Annotated in this window: 16 protein-coding genes and 1 riboswitch; of the genes, 7 read left to right on the top strand and 9 right to left on the bottom strand. The window is 73.2% G+C overall.

The window, feature by feature from the left end; genetic code table 11:
* Nucleotides 1–3 precede the first annotated feature (3 nt).
* Nucleotides 4–1260: an FAD-dependent oxidoreductase gene (locus ACXJKA_RS08915; RefSeq protein ID WP_456824841.1), complete on the top strand. Its 1257-nt coding sequence runs from the start codon at nt 4–6 to the stop codon at nt 1258–1260.
* A 9-nt stretch (nt 1261–1269) separates the two neighbouring features.
* Here the strand turns inward: ACXJKA_RS08915 and purH are convergent, their stop codons facing one another.
* Both purH and purN read right to left on the bottom strand, forming a co-directional pair.
* Entirely contained in the window at nt 1270–2862 is a 1593-nt protein-coding gene (purH, locus tag ACXJKA_RS08910) for a bifunctional phosphoribosylaminoimidazolecarboxamide formyltransferase/IMP cyclohydrolase (protein ID WP_456824840.1), read from the bottom strand.
* 36 nt (nt 2863–2898) lie between these two features.
* A riboswitch (ZMP/ZTP riboswitch) is annotated at nt 2899–2986 on the bottom strand.
* Nucleotides 2987–3010: 24 nt separating this feature from the next.
* The gene (gene purN, locus ACXJKA_RS08905; protein WP_456824839.1) at nt 3011–3658 is read right to left on the bottom strand and encodes a phosphoribosylglycinamide formyltransferase; all 648 of its coding nucleotides are present in this window, start codon (nt 3656–3658) and stop codon (nt 3011–3013) included.
* 69 nt (nt 3659–3727) lie between these two features.
* On the opposite strand from purN, the gene ACXJKA_RS08900 reads away from it, so the two are divergent.
* Nucleotides 3728–4264, top strand: a complete 537-nt coding sequence (locus ACXJKA_RS08900) for a hypothetical protein (protein ID WP_456824838.1) — start codon at nt 3728–3730, stop codon at nt 4262–4264.
* On the opposite strand, the gene ACXJKA_RS08895 is transcribed toward ACXJKA_RS08900, so the two are convergent.
* From ACXJKA_RS08895 to sucC, 3 genes are all read right to left on the bottom strand, one after another.
* Nucleotides 4261–5550 (bottom strand): cell division protein PerM, encoded by a 1290-nt coding sequence (locus tag ACXJKA_RS08895; protein WP_456824837.1) that lies wholly within the window; start codon nt 5548–5550, stop codon nt 4261–4263. The two genes, ACXJKA_RS08900 and ACXJKA_RS08895, sit on opposite strands and share 4 nt — an antisense overlap.
* 118 nt (nt 5551–5668) lie before the next feature.
* The gene (sucD, locus tag ACXJKA_RS08890; protein ID WP_456824836.1) at nt 5669–6544 is read right to left on the bottom strand and encodes a succinate--CoA ligase subunit alpha; all 876 of its coding nucleotides are present in this window, start codon (nt 6542–6544) and stop codon (nt 5669–5671) included.
* Nucleotides 6545–6576: 32 nt separating this feature from the next.
* Complete coding sequence (sucC, locus tag ACXJKA_RS08885) at nt 6577–7758, bottom strand: ADP-forming succinate--CoA ligase subunit beta (protein ID WP_456824835.1); 1182 nt, start codon at nt 7756–7758, stop codon at nt 6577–6579.
* Between the two features lie 246 nt (nt 7759–8004).
* Here sucC and ACXJKA_RS08880 point away from each other — a divergent pair, with 246 nt between their 5' ends.
* The 3 genes from ACXJKA_RS08880 (at nt 8005) to ACXJKA_RS08870 (ending at nt 9910) form a co-directional block, all read left to right on the top strand.
* The gene (locus ACXJKA_RS08880) at nt 8005–8697 is read left to right on the top strand and encodes an AAA family ATPase (protein ID WP_456824834.1); all 693 of its coding nucleotides are present in this window, start codon (nt 8005–8007) and stop codon (nt 8695–8697) included.
* A gap of 449 nt (nt 8698–9146) precedes the next feature.
* Entirely contained in the window at nt 9147–9359 is a 213-nt protein-coding gene (locus tag ACXJKA_RS08875; RefSeq protein ID WP_456824833.1) for a helix-turn-helix transcriptional regulator, read from the top strand.
* The gene (locus tag ACXJKA_RS08870) at nt 9359–9910 is read left to right on the top strand and encodes a Clp protease N-terminal domain-containing protein (RefSeq protein ID WP_456824832.1); all 552 of its coding nucleotides are present in this window, start codon (nt 9359–9361) and stop codon (nt 9908–9910) included. The genes ACXJKA_RS08875 and ACXJKA_RS08870 overlap by 1 nt, the downstream gene beginning before the upstream one ends.
* A 151-nt stretch (nt 9911–10061) precedes the next feature.
* Here ACXJKA_RS08870 and pcrA read toward each other — a convergent pair whose 3' ends face one another.
* The 3 genes from pcrA to ACXJKA_RS08855 form a co-directional block, all read right to left on the bottom strand.
* Entirely contained in the window at nt 10062–12524 is a 2463-nt protein-coding gene (gene pcrA / locus ACXJKA_RS08865; RefSeq protein WP_456824831.1) for a DNA helicase PcrA, read from the bottom strand.
* A 61-nt stretch (nt 12525–12585) separates the two neighbouring features.
* Complete coding sequence (locus ACXJKA_RS08860; protein WP_456824830.1) at nt 12586–13068, bottom strand: DUF456 domain-containing protein; 483 nt, start codon at nt 13066–13068, stop codon at nt 12586–12588.
* Between the two features lie 18 nt (nt 13069–13086).
* Nucleotides 13087–13434 carry a hypothetical protein gene (locus ACXJKA_RS08855; protein ID WP_456824829.1) on the bottom strand — a complete coding sequence of 116 codons (348 nt, stop codon included), beginning with the start codon at nt 13432–13434 and terminating at the stop codon, nt 13087–13089.
* Between the two features lie 199 nt (nt 13435–13633).
* Between ACXJKA_RS08855 and ACXJKA_RS08850 the strand changes: the two genes are divergently transcribed.
* A complete protein-coding gene (locus ACXJKA_RS08850) occupies nt 13634–14209 on the top strand; it encodes a TetR/AcrR family transcriptional regulator (protein ID WP_456824828.1) in 576 nt (191 codons plus the stop codon).
* A 260-nt stretch (nt 14210–14469) separates the two neighbouring features.
* Here ACXJKA_RS08850 and ACXJKA_RS08845 read toward each other — a convergent pair whose 3' ends face one another.
* Complete coding sequence (locus tag ACXJKA_RS08845) at nt 14470–15120, bottom strand: QsdR family transcriptional regulator (RefSeq protein WP_456824827.1); 651 nt, start codon at nt 15118–15120, stop codon at nt 14470–14472.
* A gap of 101 nt (nt 15121–15221) precedes the next feature.
* Here ACXJKA_RS08845 and ACXJKA_RS08840 point away from each other — a divergent pair, with 101 nt between their 5' ends.
* A complete protein-coding gene (locus ACXJKA_RS08840; protein WP_456824826.1) occupies nt 15222–16424 on the top strand; it encodes an acyl-CoA dehydrogenase family protein in 1203 nt (400 codons plus the stop codon).
* Nucleotides 16425–16433 lie beyond the last annotated feature (9 nt).

Below are 16433 nucleotides of genomic sequence, written 5' to 3'. Positions count from 1 at the left end.
GTGGTGAGCGACCGGACCGACGACGAGCCGCTGGATCCGTCACACCTGCGAGAGATCCTGGTGGCCGGCRCGGGCCTCGCGGCCACGCAGACCGTGGCTGCCCTGCGCGAGCGGGGTTTCGACGGACGCGTCGTGGTCCTCGGTGCCGAGCAGATCGCCCCGTACGACCGTCCACCCCTCTCCAAGCACCTGCTCGACCGCCGCGAGCCCACCTGGCTGACCGACGAGATCGGCGTGGACCTGCTCGCCCTGGCGGACGAGGTGCACCTGGGCACGCCGGCGCGCGGGCTCTCGCTCGCGTCCGGCCGGCCGGAGGTCCTCACCGCGGACGGTTCGTTCGCCTCCGACGCGCTCGTGGTGGCCACCGGGGCGCACGCCGTCCGGCCCCCCGGCTGGGAGGCCGCGCTCACCCTGCACACGGCCGCCGACGCGCAGCGGCTGCGCGAGGCGCTCGTGCCGGGTGCCCGGCTCGTGGTGATCGGCGCGGGCTGGATCGGCGCCGAGGTGGCCGGAGTCGCCGCGGCCGCGGGCGTCGAGGTGGTGGTCCTCGAGGCCACCGGCGCTCCCCTCGCCGGCGCGCTCGGGGCAGCGGTCGGCGAGCTCACCGCCGGCTGGTACGCCGCCGCCGGCGTGCGGCTGCTCACCGGCGAGCACGTCGTCGAGGTCGGCACCAACGGCGTCCTGCTGGCGGACGGCAAGCTGGTCGCCGCCGACGTCGTCCTGGCCGCGGTGGGCGCCCGGCCGACCACCGACTGGCTGGCCGGGGCGCTCCCGCGCGAGGCCGACGGGTCGCTGCGGGTGGACGAGCACCACGCCGTCCTCGGCGCACTTCGCTCCGTGCGGGCGGTCGGCGACGTCGCGCTGCGCCGGTCCCCCCGGCACGGATGGGTCCCCGGCGGGCACTGGGACGGCGCCCTGCGCGCACCCGCCGGGCTCGTCGCGGCCCTGCTCGGCACACCGCAGGAGGCCGTCGACGTCGCGCCCTACGTCTTCTCCACCCAGCTCGGGCACGAGATCGCGCTGTTCGGGCAGCCGCACGCGGACGACGAGGTGGTCCTGCGCGGCGACCCGGCGGGCGACGGCTGGGCCGCCCTGTGGTTCCGGCGCCGGTCGGACGAGGTCGCCGCGATCCTCACCGTGGACCGGCCGCGCGACGTCGGCGCCGCGCGCCGGCTGTTCACCGGCGCGCGGCTGCCGCGGCTCGACCGCACGGTCACGCGGGACCCCGGGCGGCCGCTCCGCGAGGCGGTCGTCGCCTGACCTGATCACTCAGTGCGCGAAGTGCCGCGTGCCTGTCAGGTAGAGCGTCACGCCGGCCGACTCGGCCGCCGCGACGACCTCCGCGTCCCGGACCGAGCCGCCCGGCTGCACGATGGCCCGCACGCCGGCGTCGATGAGCACCTGGGCGCCGTCGGCGAACGGGAAGAACGCGTCGGAGGCCGCGACGGCCCCGCGCGCCCGCTCGACGTCCCCGGTGTTGGCACGCTCGACCGCGAGCCTGCACGAGTCGACGCGGTTGACCTGGCCCATCCCGACGCCCACCGAGGCACCGTCGGCGGCGAGCAGGATCGCGTTCGACTTCACGGCGCGCACCGCGCGCCACGCGAACTCGAGGTCGCGCAGGGTCGCCGCGTCGGCCGGGGCGCCCGACGCGAGCGTCCAGGCGGCCGCGTCGTCGCCGGGAGCGTCGACCTGGTCGAGCTCCTGCACCAGCAGGCCGCCGCTGACGGCCCGGCGCTCGGTGCGCACACCGTCGGTGGGTGTGACCTTGAGCAGGCGGATGTTCTTCTTGCGGGCCAGGATCTCCAGGGCCTCGGGCTCGAAGTCCGGCGCGACGACGACCTCGGTGAACACCGGCGCGATCTGCTCCGCCGCCGCGGCGGTGAGCGTCCGGTTGGTCGCGATGACCCCGCCGAACGCCGAGACCGGGTCGCACGCGTGGGCCTTGGCGTGCGCGTCGGCGACGTCCGCGCCGACCGCGATGCCGCACGGGTTGGCGTGCTTGATGATGGCGACCGCGGGGGCGGTGTGGTCGTGCGCGGCCCGCCAGGCGGCGTCGGCGTCGACGTAGTTGTTGTAGCTCATGGCCTTGCCGTGCAGCTGCTCGGCACCGGCCAGCCCCCGGCCCGCCGCGCCGTCGGGCGTGAGGTAGAGGGCCGCCTGCTGGTGTGGGTTCTCGCCGTAGCGCAGCACCTCGCCGCGCACCCAGGTGGAGCCCGTGAACGCCGGGAAGCCGGAGTCCGCCGCCTCGTCGTCCGGCGCGTAGTCGGCTGCGAACCAGCTGGCCACGGCGGCGTCGTAGGCCGCCGTGTGGGCGAACGCGTCGGCGGCGAGCAGGCGGCGCGCGGCCAGCGTGAAGCCGCCGGCCCCGACGGCGGCGACGACCTCGTCGTACCGGGCGGGGTCGACGACGACCGCCACGCTGGGGTGGTTCTTCGCGGCCGCGCGCACCATCGACGGTCCGCCGATGTCGATCTGCTCGACGCACTCGTCGGGCCCGGCGCCGGACGCGACCGTCGCCGTGAACGGGTAGAGGTTGACCACGACCAGCTCGAACGGCGCGATGCCGAGCTCGTCGAGCTGCGCGAGGTGCTCGGGACGGCGCGTGTCGGCCAGCACGCCCGCGTGCACCCGCGGGTGCAGCGTCTTGACGCGCCCGTCCAGGCACTCGGGGAAGCCGGTGAGGTCCTCGACCCGGGTCACCGGCACGCCGGTGGCGGCGATGGTCGAGGCGGTCGAGCCGGTGGAGACGAGCTCGACACCGGCGGCGTGCAGCGCGGCGGCCAGCTCGGTCAGCCCCGTCTTGTCGTAGACGCTGACGAGGGCGCGACGGACGGGTCGTTGCGTGGTGATCTCGGACATGGCGGCTCCCGGGGATGCAGGGTCGGCTAGGGCGGACCCATGCACCCAGGCGGGCGGTGCGTGGCGGGGCACTGCGGCCGCTTCCCGGTGGTTGAACCCACCTGCGCCAGTCACGACCGTGGCCGAGTCTAGCCGCACCCGTCGGGCGTCAGCCGACGATCGCGCGCCGACCCTCCACCCGCAGCCCGTCGCGGGCGATGCGGCCGACCCAGTCGACCAGGAGCGTGCGCTCGACGGCCTTGATGCGCTCGTGCAGCGTGGCCTCGTCGTCGTCAGGCTCCACGGTGACGGTGGCCTGCGCGAGGATCGGCCCGGTGTCGACGCCCTCGTCCACCACCATCACCGTGCACCCCGTGACCTTGACCCCGTACGCCAGCGCGTCCCGGACCCCGTGGGCGCCGGGGAACGACGGCAGGAGCGCGGGGTGGGTGTTGACGATGCGGCCACCGAACCGGCCGAGGAAAGTGGCGCCGAACAGCCTCATGAAGCCGGCGAGGACCACCAGGTCGGGAGAGAACACCGCGACGGTCTCGGTGACCGCGGCGTCCCAGGCTGCGCGGTCGTCGAAGTCCTTGAGCGAGACGACGGCCGTCGGGATGCCCGCGTCGCGCGCGATGTCCAGCGCGCGGATCCCGCTGCGGTCCGCGACCACCGCGACCACACGCGCTCCGTAGGCCGGGTCGTCGTGGGCTGCCAGCAGGGCCGCGAGGTTCGAGCCCGTGCCGGAGACGAGGACCACGAGCCGGCCCGCGCTGCGGGTGGCCGGGGCGGGGCGGGGAGGCGTCTCGTGCGTCACGCAGAGACCTTATCCGCGGTCGGCGGACGCGCCGTCCGCGGGCGACCGTTCGTGGGCGAGAATGTTCGGGTGAGCAATCCCTACGCGCCCCCCGAGGACCGTCCGCGCACGCCGGACGGCGACCGGGTGGACGCGCCGCCTGCTCAGCACCCGTGGCCCCAACCGGCCGCGCTCCCGCCCGCCCCCGGTCCGGGCGCGCCCGACCGTCGGCCGCCGGACCCGGAGCAGACGGCCCGCGCCCAGCGCCTCACGCGCCTGTTCGGCGTCCTCATCCTCTCGTCGGTGCTGGTGGCCACCCTCCCGCTCCCGTGGCAGGCGGCCGGTCTGGCCTTCGCCCTGGGCGCGCTCGTGGTCGGCGTGTGGGCGCTCGTCGTGTCGGGCAAGGCGCGGTCGCGCGGGCTCACGCCCATGATCGCCGCGGGAGTCGTCATCGCCCTGTTCTGGTCGCTGCTCCTCGGCGTCCAGCTCGCGCTGTGGCCGGTGCAGCAGGCCAAGCAGGAGTGCCTCGAGGGCGCCCTGACGATCACCGCGACGAACGCCTGCGACGCCCAGTACACGCGGGACCTCGACGAGCTGCGGAACTCGCTCGAACGGACCGGGTCCTAGACCTCGGACGGCTCGCGCCGGAGCAGCACGCCGACCCACCGGCGCATCTCCGCCCGCAACGGAGCGTCACCAGGCAGCGCGACGAGCAGCGACCCGACGAGCACGCCCGCGCCCGCCAGGAGCCCGACGACCATGCCCTGCGCGCCGACGTCGGCCAGGCGGTCCGGCCCGATGCCGCCGCTCGCCATCGTCACCAGGGTCGCGACAACCAGGGTCGTGACGACCGCGGCGGTCGCGCACGCGACGGGCGCGTCCCACCACCGCTGCGAGACCAGCCGCCGATGCACGTACCAGCCGACGAGCGCGCCGACGACGACCAGCACCAGGGGTACGACGCTGGTGGCCGGGCCGGCGACGTCCGGCGTCGGGAGCGCGCCCAGCATCGGCACGGCCGGCAGCGGTCCGCCGACCACCCCGTCGGGCGCGAAGTGCGTCCCGGACCCGACCGCGAAGCCGGCGCCGCTGAGCCACGCGAGGGCCCAGACGACGAGGTTGGGCAGGTACGCGAGCTCGGCCACCGCGAGCACCACGCCGCCGACGGCGTCCAGCCCGAGGCCGCGCACGACGTCGCCGATGGTGGCCCGGCCCGCGACGACCCAGAGCGTCGCGACCAGCGACGCGAGGAGCACCAGGCAGGCCGTCCCCAGCACGCCCCCGGCCGCTCCGGTGCGCAGCGGGGCCGGGCAGCGGGACCAGGCCGGCTTGGTCAGCGCGCGGAACGTCGGCGCCTCGGGCCGCGCCAGCAGGCCGGCGCCCAGGCCGACGGCGGACACCGCCGCACCGCCGACGAGCGCCCGCAGCAGACCCGCCCCGGAGACGCCGTCGAGCAACGCGAGCAGCATCGTGACCAGCGTGTACGTGCCGACGCCGGCGGCGTAGGCGGACCACGTGGCGAGCCCGGAGCGGCGCGCGGAGGCGTAGCAGGCGAAGAGCGCGAGGATCGTCACGCCCAGCGGGACCAGCGAGACCGTGACCGGTCCGACCTCCGCCGGGACCCCGTGCCCGAGCAGCCAGAGCGACGACCCGACACCCACCGACCGGAACCAGCCGACCCCGCTGTTCGACGGGTCGGCGGACGTCGCGACGTACGCGGCCACGGCTGGGAGCGTGAGGACCAGCAGCGAGAGCACCGCGGCCTGCAGGGCGGACAGGATCCCCGAGACCCACCGGGGGGCGCCGTCGAGCGCGGACACGAAGAACGCCGGCGCGGCGTCGTCGGACAGGGTGCGGCGACGGCGGCGGTCGAGGACAGGGGTTCCCCCCGTGCGGGGACCGGTGGAGCTCACCGTGCCATGGTCGCCGCCGCGGCACCCGCAGGGGCGAACCCCGCTCGGCGCGTCGGCTGTCGGGTAGGACACGACGACCCCGGCGAGCGCAGGCTCGCCGGGGTCGTCGCGAACGAGGTCAGGACAGGAGCTGGCGCGCGAGGGCGGCCGTCTCGGACGGCGTCTTGCCGACCTTGACGCCCGCGGCCTCGAGGGCCTCCTTCTTGGCCTGGGCGGTGCCCGACGAGCCCGAGACGATGGCGCCGGCGTGGCCCATGGTCTTGCCCTCGGGCGCCGTGAAGCCGGCGACGTAGCCGACGACGGGCTTGGTGACGTGCTCGGCGATGTAGGCGGCCGCGCGCTCCTCGGCGTCGCCACCGATCTCACCGATCATCACGATGACCTCGGTCTCGGGGTCCGCCTCGAACGCCGCGAGGGCGTCGATGTGCGTGGTGCCGATGATGGGGTCGCCGCCGATGCCGATGGCCGTCGAGAACCCGAAGTCCCGCAGCTCGTACATCATCTGGTAGGTCAGCGTGCCGGACTTCGACACGAGGCCGACGCGCCCGGGGCCCGAGATGTCCGCCGGGATGATGCCGACGTTCGACTTTCCGGGGCTGATCAGGCCGGGGCAGTTGGGACCGATGAGCCGCACGCCCTTGTCCAGCGCCAGCGCGAAGAACTCGGCGGTGTCGGCCACCGGGACGCCCTCGGTGATGATGACGACGAGCGGGATGCCCGCCTCGATCGCCTCGACGACCGCAGCCTTGGTGTGGGCGGGCGGCACGAAGATCACGGAGACGTCCGCGCCGGTCTCGTCCATCGCCTCGGCGACGGAGCCGAACACGGGGACGTCGGTCTCGCCGAACGTCACCGTGGTGCCGGCCTTGCGCGGGTTCACGCCGCCGACGACGGACGTGCCGGAGGCGAGCATGCGGGTCGTGTGCTTCTGGCCCTCGGAGCCCGTCATGCCCTGGACGATGACCTTGGATGCCTCGGTCAGGAAGATCGCCATGGTGGTGTCTGCTTCTCTCTACGTCAGGGGGTTCAGGCAGCGGCGTGGGCGAGCTCGGCCGCCTTGTCGGCGCCGCCGTCCATCGTGTCCGCGATCGTGACCAGCGGGTGCCCGGCGTCGGCGAGGATCCGGCGGCCCTCGAGCACGTTGTTGCCGTCCAGGCGCACGACCAGCGGCTTGGAGGCCTCGTCGCCGAGGATCTCGAGCGCCGCGACGATGCCGTTGGCGACGGCGTCGCACGCCGTGATGCCACCGAAGACGTTGACGAACACCGACTTGACCTGCGGGTCCGTGAGGATGATGTCCAGGCCCGCGGCCATGACCTCGGCGCTGGCGCCACCGCCGATGTCGAGGAAGTTGGCCGGCTTCACGCCGCCGTGCGCCTCACCGGCATACGCGACGACGTCGAGCGTGCTCATGACGAGCCCCGCGCCGTTGCCGATGATGCCGACCTCGCCGTCGAGCTTGACGTAGTTGAGGTCCTTCTCCTTGGCGCGCGCCTCGAGCGGGTCCGCCGCGGCGGCGTCCTCGAGGTCGGCGTGCTCCGGGTGCCGGAAGCCGGCGTTCTCGTCGAGCGTGACCTTGCCGTCGAGCGCGACGATGTCGCCGTCCTCGGTCAGCACGAGCGGGTTGACCTCGACGAGCGTCGCGTCCTCGTTCTGGTACACCGACCACAGCGTCTGCAGCACCGCGGCGACCTTCGGGGCCAGCTCGGGCGTGAACCCGGCGGCCGCGACGATCTCGTCGGCCTTCTCCTGGTCGATGCCGGTGCGCGGGTCGACGGCGACCTTGGCGAGGGCGTCGGGACGCTCCACGGCGAGCTGCTCGATCTCCATGCCGCCCTCGACCGAGCACATGGCGAGGTAGCGGCGCTCGGCGCGGTCCAGCAGGAGCGAGAAGTAGAACTCCGTCGCGATCTTCGCGCCCTGCGCGATCATCACGCGGTGGACCGTGTGGCCCTTGATGTCCATGCCGAGGATCTCGCCGGCCTTCTCGGCCGCGTCGTCCGCGGACCGGGCGAGCTTGACGCCGCCCGCCTTGCCGCGGCCGCCGACCTTGACCTGGGCCTTGACGACCACGACGCCGGGCTGTCCGCCCAGGAGCTGCTCCGCGCCGGCGCGAGCCTCCTCGGGAGTCGTCGCGACGACGCCACCCAGGACGGGAACGCCGTGCTTCTCGAAGATGTCACGTGCCTGGTACTCGAACAGGTCCACCTGGTCTGTGTCCTCTCATCACCGGCGTTCGACGGCCTCTGTGCGGCCGAAACGCCCCGGTCGATCGTAGCGGCCGGGCGGAGATCTCTTCACATCGAGAGATGTGGCGTGTGCGACGATCCGCTGGCCGATCACCCCTCCGTGGGTCCTTCCGGTGGACCGGCCCGTCCGCTACGTTCCCGGCATGGATCCGGTGACGCGCGTCGCTGCAGCCCTCGCTCCTGGCCGCGCTCCGGGTCCGCACCGATGAGCGCCACCTCCGACACCGCCCCCCTCGCGTCGGTCGCGCGCCTCGCCGTGCTGCGCGTCGTCGCGGCCCGCGTCCCCGACCCGCGGGCGCTGGGACGACCCGTGCTCGTCGGTGTCGACGGCATGGACGGTGCCGGCAAGACGACGTTCGCCGACGAGCTCGGCGCCCAGCTGCGCCGCGCCGGCCGCTCGGTCGTCCGGGTGGGCGTCGACGGCTTCCACCGACCGCGCGACGAGCGCTACCGCCAGGGTCGGCACTCCCCCGAGGGCTTCTGGGCCGACTCCTACGACTACGACGCGCTGCGCACCGAGGTCCTCGAGCCGTTCGCGCCGGGCGGGAGCCGTCGCTACCGGCGGGCCGTCCGAGACGTCGCCACCGACACCGCCCTGCACCTGCCGCGCGAGGCCGGCACCGACCGCACCGTGCTCGTCGTCGACGGCATCTTCCTGCACCGCGACGAGCTCGCCGCCTGGTGGGACTTCTCGGTGTACCTCGACGCCGACTTCGCCGAGACGTTCGCACGGATGGCCGTCCGCGACGGCTGCTCCCCGGACCCGGCGCACCCCGCGAACGCCCGCTACGTCGAGGGGCAGCGCCGCTACCTCGCCGCCTGCCGACCGGCCTCCCGCGCCACGGTCGTCATCGACAACTGCGACCTGCGCCGCCCGCAGGTCGTCCCCCAGTACTGACCCCGCCGACCGCCCCGGGCACGCGGCCGTCTCGACCCCCTGGAGGACGTCCCTGCAAGCCCCTGGGCCTCGATCCGCACGGACATGGCGGTCCCGTCCCTCCGGACGTCCGCGCAAGTGCGGCCCCTGGGCTCCCGTTGCTCGGACGTTGCGACCTTCTCACCAGGACGTCCGCGTAGATACAGCCCCTGGGCTCCCTTTGCTCGGACGTTGCGCCTTCTCCCGGGCCCCCGGTGGACCGAGCATCGAGCGCCCACCGCTCAGACCCCCCGGACGTCCGCGTAGGGGCAGCCCCGGGCTCCCCTTTCTCGGACGTCGCGGCCCGCACTCACCCGGACGTCCGCGCAGCTGTGGCCCCCGGGCCCGATCCGCCGTTCGGCAAGTTCGCGCCAAAGTCCGACGTCAACTTCAGTTGACAGTTAGGCGCGCGTCAACGTAAGTTGACAGACATGTCCGATGAGCTGATGACCGCGGCCGCCAGTGCCGCCGAGCCTGCCGAGGGCCTGCGGGCCGTCCGCGCGCTGCGGGCTCTGGCCGACCGGCTGGAGGCCCTGCACGTCGAGCGCGCCCGGGGGTTGGGGTGGTCCTGGCAGCAGGTCGCCGCCGCCCTGGGCGTCTCACGGCAGGCGGTCCACAAGAAGTACGGGAAGAGGTTCGGCTGATGTTCGAGAGATTCACGAAGGACGCCCGCGAGGCGGTCGTGCAGGCACAGGAAGAGGCGCGCGCGCTCGGTGCCGAGCGGATCGGGACCGAGCACGTGCTGCTCGGCGCGATCCGGGAGCCGGACGCCATCGCCGCCCGGGCGCTGAGCAGCCTCGGCGTCGACCATCGCGCGGTGCTCGCCGGCGTTCGCGCGCTGCCCGGGCACGCGATCGACGCCGATGCCCTGGCCGGCGTCGGTATCGACCTCGACGCGGTCCGCGCGCAGGTCGAGGCGACGTTCGGCCCCGGCGCGCTGGACGCGGTCACCGCCGCGCCCGTCGGCAAGTCCGGGCACCGGCCGTTCGACGCGGAGGCCAAGAAGCTGCTCGAGCTCTCGCTGCGCGAGGCGATCCGGTACAAGCACCGCAGGATCGACTCGGGTCACCTGCTGCTCGCGATCGTCCGCCTCGACCACTCGTCCGCGCACCGCGTGCTGGACGCGCTCGGCGTGTCCTCGGACGACGTCTGCACGTCGATCGACGCGGCGTGGGCCGACGTGCCGGTCGGCTGAGCGTGGCCGCCGGGCTCTCGTTGGCCCGGGTGCTGCAGGCCCGTGCGTGGGCCCACACCGATCCGGCGTTCGCCGTCAGGGCGACACAGATCCGGAGCCTGCCGGGTCGGTGTCCGACCCTCAGCTCGGCGAGTATCCCGAGCGGGACCGCTCAGAGCTTGGTGACCGGCGAGAACCGGAGCAGCAGCCGCTTGGTGCCGTCGGTGCCGAAGTCCACCTTCGCCACGGCGTTCGGGCCGGCCCCTTCGAGCGCGATCACGGTGCCGAGGCCGTACGAGTCGTGCGTGACCCGGTCGCCTATCGCAAGCTGCGGGATCGCGGAGTCGGGCCGCGGCGTGGCCGACCCGAACGTGGCGCCGGTCGACGGGAGCGCCTTGCGGGTCTCCACGCGCGGTGCGGAGCGATACCCACCACCGCCGCCCGACGACCCGTAGCCCGACCCGTATCCCGAGCCGTAGCTGCTGCGGAGCTGCTGGGTGGACGACTCGCGCCGCCGCCAGTCGATGAGCTCGTCCGGGAGGTCGTCGAGGAACCGGCTGGCGGGGAACTCGTTGGGCACCCCCCACGCGGTCCGGACCGCCGCGCGCGAGATGTACAGCCGCTCGCGCGCCCGGGTCAGGCCGACGTAGGCGAGCCGGCGCTCCTCCTCCAGCTGCTGCGAGTCGGACAGCGACCGCAGGTGCGGGAACGTGCCGTCCTCCATGCCGGTGAGGAACACGACCGGGAACTCGAGCCCCTTGGCCGTGTGCAGCGTCATGAGCGTGACGACGCCCTGGTCGGGCCGCGCCTCGCCGCCCTCGTCCCCGCCGTCGTCGTCCGGGATCTGGTCCGAGTCGGCCACCAGCGAGACGCGCTCGAGGAAGTCGGCCAGGTCGCCCTCGGGGTCGCTCTGCTCGAACTCGGAGGCCACCGCGTGGAGCTCCGCCAGGTTCTCCACGCGGGAGGCGTCCTGCGGGTCCTCGCTCGCACGCAGCTCCGCCAGGTAGCCGGAGCGGTCGAGTACGGCTCCGAGCACCTCGGCCGGGCCCGCGCCGGAGCCGGCCAGGACGCGCAGGTCGGTCATCATCGCGGCGAACGCGGACAGGCCGGTGATCGCGCGGGTGCCCAGGCCCGGCACCTCGTCGAGCAGCTCGAGCGCGGCGCCGAACGAGATGCGCTCGCGCTCCGCGAACCCGGCGACCATCGCCTCGGAGCGGTCGCCCAGCCCGCGCTTGGGCACGTTGAGGATGCGGCGCAGGTTGACGTCGTCGTCCGGGTTGGCGATCGCGCGCAGGTACGCGACCGCGTCCTTGATCTCCTTGCGCTCGTAGAACCGGGTGCCGCCGACCACCTTGTACGGCAGCCCGACGCGGATCAGCACCTCCTCCAGCGCCCGGGACTGCGCGTTCGCCCGGTAGAAGATGGCGACGTCGCCGGGCCGCACGCTCTCGGCGTCGCCGAGCCTGTCGATCTCCTCCGCGACGAACCGGGCCTCCTCGTGCTCGGTGTCCGCGACGTACGCCACGATCTGGGCGCCGGCGCCGGAGTCGGTCCAGAGTCGCTTGCCCTCCCGCCCGGGGTTGCGGCTGATCACGGCGTTCGCGGCCGACAGGATGTTCTGCGTGGAGCGGTAGTTCTGCTCCAGGAGGATGGTCCGCGCGTCCGGGTAGTCGACCTCGAACTCGAGGATGTTCCGGATGGAGGCGCCGCGGAACGCGTAGATGGACTGGTCGGCGTCACCGACGACCGTGAGCTCGCCGCGCGGCAGCTCCATGTCCGTGGAGTCGTCGACGATCCCCCGGGACGACCCGACGAGCTCGCGTACCAGCACGTACTGCGCGTGGTTGGTGTCCTGGTACTCGTCGACCAGCACGTGGCGGAACCGGCGGCGGTAGTGCTCGGCCACCGCGGGGAACCCCTGCAGCAGGTGGACCGTGGTCATGATCAGGTCGTCGAAGTCGAGGGCGTGCGCCTGCTTGAGCCTCGCCTGGTAGCGCGTGTAGACCTGCGCCAGCACGGTGTCGAAGTCGTTGGCCGCCCCGCCGCCCGACGTCGCCGCGAACGTCTCCGGATCCACCAGCTCGTCCTTGAGCGACGAGATCTTGGACGCCAGGGCCTTGGCGGGGTAGCGCTTGGAGTCCAGGTCGAGCTCGCGCGCGACCAGGGTGAGCAGGCGCTGGGAGTCCGCAGAGTCGTAGATGGAGAAGCTGGACCGCAGGCCGAGGGTCGCTGCCTCGCGCCGCAGGATCCGCACGCACGCGGAGTGGAACGTGGACACCCACATGCGCCCCGCGGCCGGGCCGACCAAGTGCTCGACGCGCTCGCGCATCTCGGCGGCGGCCTTGTTGGTGAACGTGATCGCGATGACCTCGCCCGCCCGGGCCCGGCCCGTGGCCAGCAGGTACGCGATGCGGTGCGTGAGGACCCGGGTCTTGCCCGAGCCGGCACCGGCGACGATGAGCAGGGGGCCGCCCTGGTGCAGCACGGCCTCGCGCTGCTGGGGGTTCAGCCCGACGACCAGGGCGTCCGCCTCGGCCTGGCTGCGCGCGCGGCGCTCGGAGGATCCGGCGTCGTCGGGACCGCCCGCGGGGACGCCGGGCAGGGGCAGGGAGAGGTTCTCGAAGAGCGACGTCATGGCCCCTCCAGGATAGGCGCCGGCGCCGACATCACCGTCCCGGCGCTGTGGACGCGCGGGGTCAGGTCGCGGCCAGCGCCGCGAGCCACGCAGCCGTGGTGACGAGTGCCGCGGCGAGCTCCACGAGGATGGTCAGCCCTGTCGCCTGCAGCGCCGCGACGGTGGCCCGCCAGGCCGGCCGGGCCTCGCGGACGCGGAACAGCTCGGCCAGATAGATGCCGAGCACGAACCCCACGAACAGGCCGACCACGGGGATCGCGAAGAAGCCGACGACGCCCGCGACCCCGCCCCAGACCAGCGTCGAGGACGGCACGCCCGCACGCTTGAGGTGCCGGCCCGCCAACAGGTACTTGCCGATGGTCGCCAGCACGACGAGCACGACGGCGATCGCGACGACCGTCCAGCCGGCGACCCCACCGGTGACCACGCCCCACACCGTGACGGCGCCGGCGACGAGGAACCCGCCCGGCAGCACCTGCACCACGACGCCGACCAGCCCGGCCAGCACGACGAGCCCGACCAGGAGGTCTCCGACGGAGTTCACCCGCTGGACAGTACTGCCCTAGTGCCAGATGACGGCGACCGCGACGTTGACGACGGTGAGCCCGGCGATCGCACCCAGGTACCCGGTGGTCACCCGGGCGGGCTTGCGCACACCCAGGATCACCAGCGCGGTGACGACGAGCGCGACGACCAGCTTGACGGCCAGCTTCGCCGGGTCGGGGTCGTGGCCGGCGAGCCCCGCCGACGCGATACCGGCGAGCAGGATCCCGGTCACGAGCGCCGTGAGGATGCCGTGCAGGACGCCGGTCGCGATCTTGGGGGTCCGCAGGTTGACCAGGGTGCCGCCGAGCACGATGGCCCAGCCGACGAGGTGAAGGACGATGAGCAGCTGGTAGACGAGATCCATGAGCCGAGACTATCTGACGATCAGTCAGATAAATTGCACGGCTCGCGCGCTACCCTCGGCACATACCGAACGGTCGGTATCAGCGAAGGCGCGGGTGCGCAGGTCGAGGGCAGGGTCGCCCTGGATCACCGGCCATCCCCTCACCGTCGACGGCGGCGCGAGTGCCGTCGCCGTCGGCCAGCAGAAGGAGCCGAGACAGATGGCCACCTCCAGCGTCGTCGACGACATCACGGGGGCGGCGATCGAGCTGTTCGCCGCCCAGGGGTACGGGAACACGTCGGTGCAGCAGATCGTCGAGGCCGCCGGCGTGACCAAGGGCGCGATGTACCACTACTTCGAGTCGAAGGACGACCTGCTCTTCTCGGTCTATGAGCGGATGCTGTCGCTGCAGGCCGAGCACCTCGACAACATCATCGCCCGCGGCGCCCCGACGGCCCAGACGCTGCACGACGTGTGCGTCGACGTCATCGAGACCTCGATCGACTTCCTGCCCGAGGGGGCCGTGTTCTTCCGCAGCGCGCACATGCTCTCGGAGCCGCGCCAGAAGGAGGTCACGCGCCGCCGCCGCCAGTACCACGACGTATTCGCGGGCCTCATCGAGCGCGGCCAGGAGGAGGGGCTGTACCGGACCGACATCCCGCACGCCGTGCTCGTGGCGCACTTCTTCGCGGACGTCCACTACCTGTCGACCTGGTACTCGCCGGACGGCGCCGAGGACAAGACGGTCCTCGCGGAGCAGCTCACCGACCTGTTCCTCGTCGCCATCAGGGCCTGACGCGGTGGGCGCCTGGCACGTGGTCCGGCACCGCGAGCCGGCCGAGATCATCAGGTTCGCCTGAGGGGAGTCGCACGGACACCAGGCTCGAGGGTTAGGTCGCGATCGTCAGCGGAGCCGCGGGCGGGCTAGGGGCCGCGTTCTCGCACGCCCTGCACGCCGCGGGAGCGAGCGTCGTCGTCGCAGACCTGTGTTGTTGAGGTGGCCGTCGACGTCGTTGTCGTTCCAGCACGTGGGGAACGCGGCCCGGTGCGGGTTGGTCACGGGCGCAGCACCAGCTCGAAGGCTGCCCGTGCGCGATCCGCGCTGGGCCGGTCGCCGTTGATGAGGTCGGCGTAGGTGAACGACTCCGAGATGCGGACCAGCAGGTAGGCGAGGTCGTGGGCGCTGACCGGGCGGCCGAACGGCTGCTCCCCCAGCTCCTCCCGGACCAGGGTCTCGACCACCGCGACGTAGCGCCGCTGGATCTCGCTCTCCTTCGTCGTGAGCAGCCGCAGCGCGCGCGCCGGCTCGCGCTGCAGGAAGCCACGGAAGTACGGCGCCGTGTTGAGGTCGCGGACGACGTGCGTGAGGAACTCCGCGACCCGCGGGGAGCCCGTCGCGCCCTGCGTCGCGGACTCGGCCTGCTCGAGCGTCGGGACGGCCAGCGACCACAGGACCTCCGACAGCAACGCGTCGCGGTTGCCCACCCAGCGGAACAGCGAGGTCCGGTCGACGCCGAGCTTCGTCGCGAGCCTGCCCATGTCGATCCGCGCACCCTCGATGAACGTCTCGCGGGCCGCCCGGAACGCCCGCACGGCCTCCGCGTGCTCGCCGTCCTCGAGCCGTTGCGAGAGCCAGGACGGCGCGACGAGCGTGCCGACGTGACCGAGCCCGACCGAGCGGTCCGCAGCCACGCCGAGGTTCGACATGGCGGCAACCTACTCCTCACGGTCGAGGGGCATGCAACATCTGGGAGAATGATGCAGACTCGGAAGGTGATCGGAGCCGATCGACGAGCGGAGCACCTCGCATGACTGACGCGCCCCAGACCGACCTGTCCCGCGCGCTGCTGACCAGCGACTTCTACTCGTTCCAGGACGTCCTCACGCCGGTCGAGAACGAGCACGTCATGGCCATCCGGGAGTTCCTGGAGACCGAGGTCCGGCCGATCGCCGACGACTGCTGGGAGCGCGCGGAGTTCCCGGTGCACCTCATCCCCCGGGTCGGCGAGCTCGGCCTGCTCGGGCCGATGTGGCCGGAGACGGTCCGGTTCGAGAACAGCGCGGTCTACCGAGGCTGGGTCGCGCTCGAGCTGTCGCGCGTCGACGCCGGCTTCTCGACGTTCATCGGGGTGCAGAACGGCCTGACCATGGGCGCGATCGGCGTCGGCGGGTCGCTCGAGCAGCGTGCCCAGCTGCTCCCGCCGATGAGCCGCGGCGAGCTGGTGGGTGCCTTCGGCCTCACCGAGCCATTGTCCGGCTCCGACACCGCGCGCGGGCTCCGCACGACCGCGCACCGCACCGGCGACACCTGGGTGCTCAACGGCGCCAAGCGCTGGATCGGCAACGCGACCTTCGCGGACCTCACCGTCATCTGGGCGCGTGACACCGCCGACGACCAGGTCAAGGGCTTCATCGTCCGCCGCGGTACCCCCGGCTTCACCGCCACCAAGATCGAGCGCAAGCAGGCGCTGCGGTCGGTGCAGAACGCCGACATCCTGCTCGACGGGGTCGAGGTCTCCGAGGCGGACCGGCTGGCGAACATCCACTCGTTCCGTGACGTCGCGACCGTGCTCCGGCTGACCCGAGCCGAGGTCGCGTGGCACGCGGTCGGCGTGGCCATCGGTGCCTACGAGGCCACCGTGAAGTACGCGCTCGCCCGCGAGCAGTTCGGCAAGCCGATCGCCTCGTTCCAGCTGGTGCAGGACCGGCTCGCCCGCTGCCTGGGCAACGTCACCGCGAGCATCGCGCTGTGCGTCCGGGCGTCCCAGCTGGGCGACCAGGACCGCCAGGGCGACGAGCACTCCGCGCTGGCCAAGGCGTACACGACGACCGCGATGCGGGAGACCGTCGCCCTGTGCCGGGAGACGCTCGGCGGCAACGGGATCCAGCTCGACCACGGCGTCGCGCGCTACATGGCCGACGCCGAGGCCGTGTACTCGTTCGAGGGCACCAGGGACATGAACAACCTCATCGTGGGGCGCGCCATCACCGGCATCGCGGCGTTCGTCTGACGGCCGACC

The organism is Cellulomonas sp. P5_E12 (genome assembly GCF_054049315.1).
Note: the sequence above shows the minus strand (reverse complement) of the source record. Positions and strands in the feature narration are given on the sequence as shown.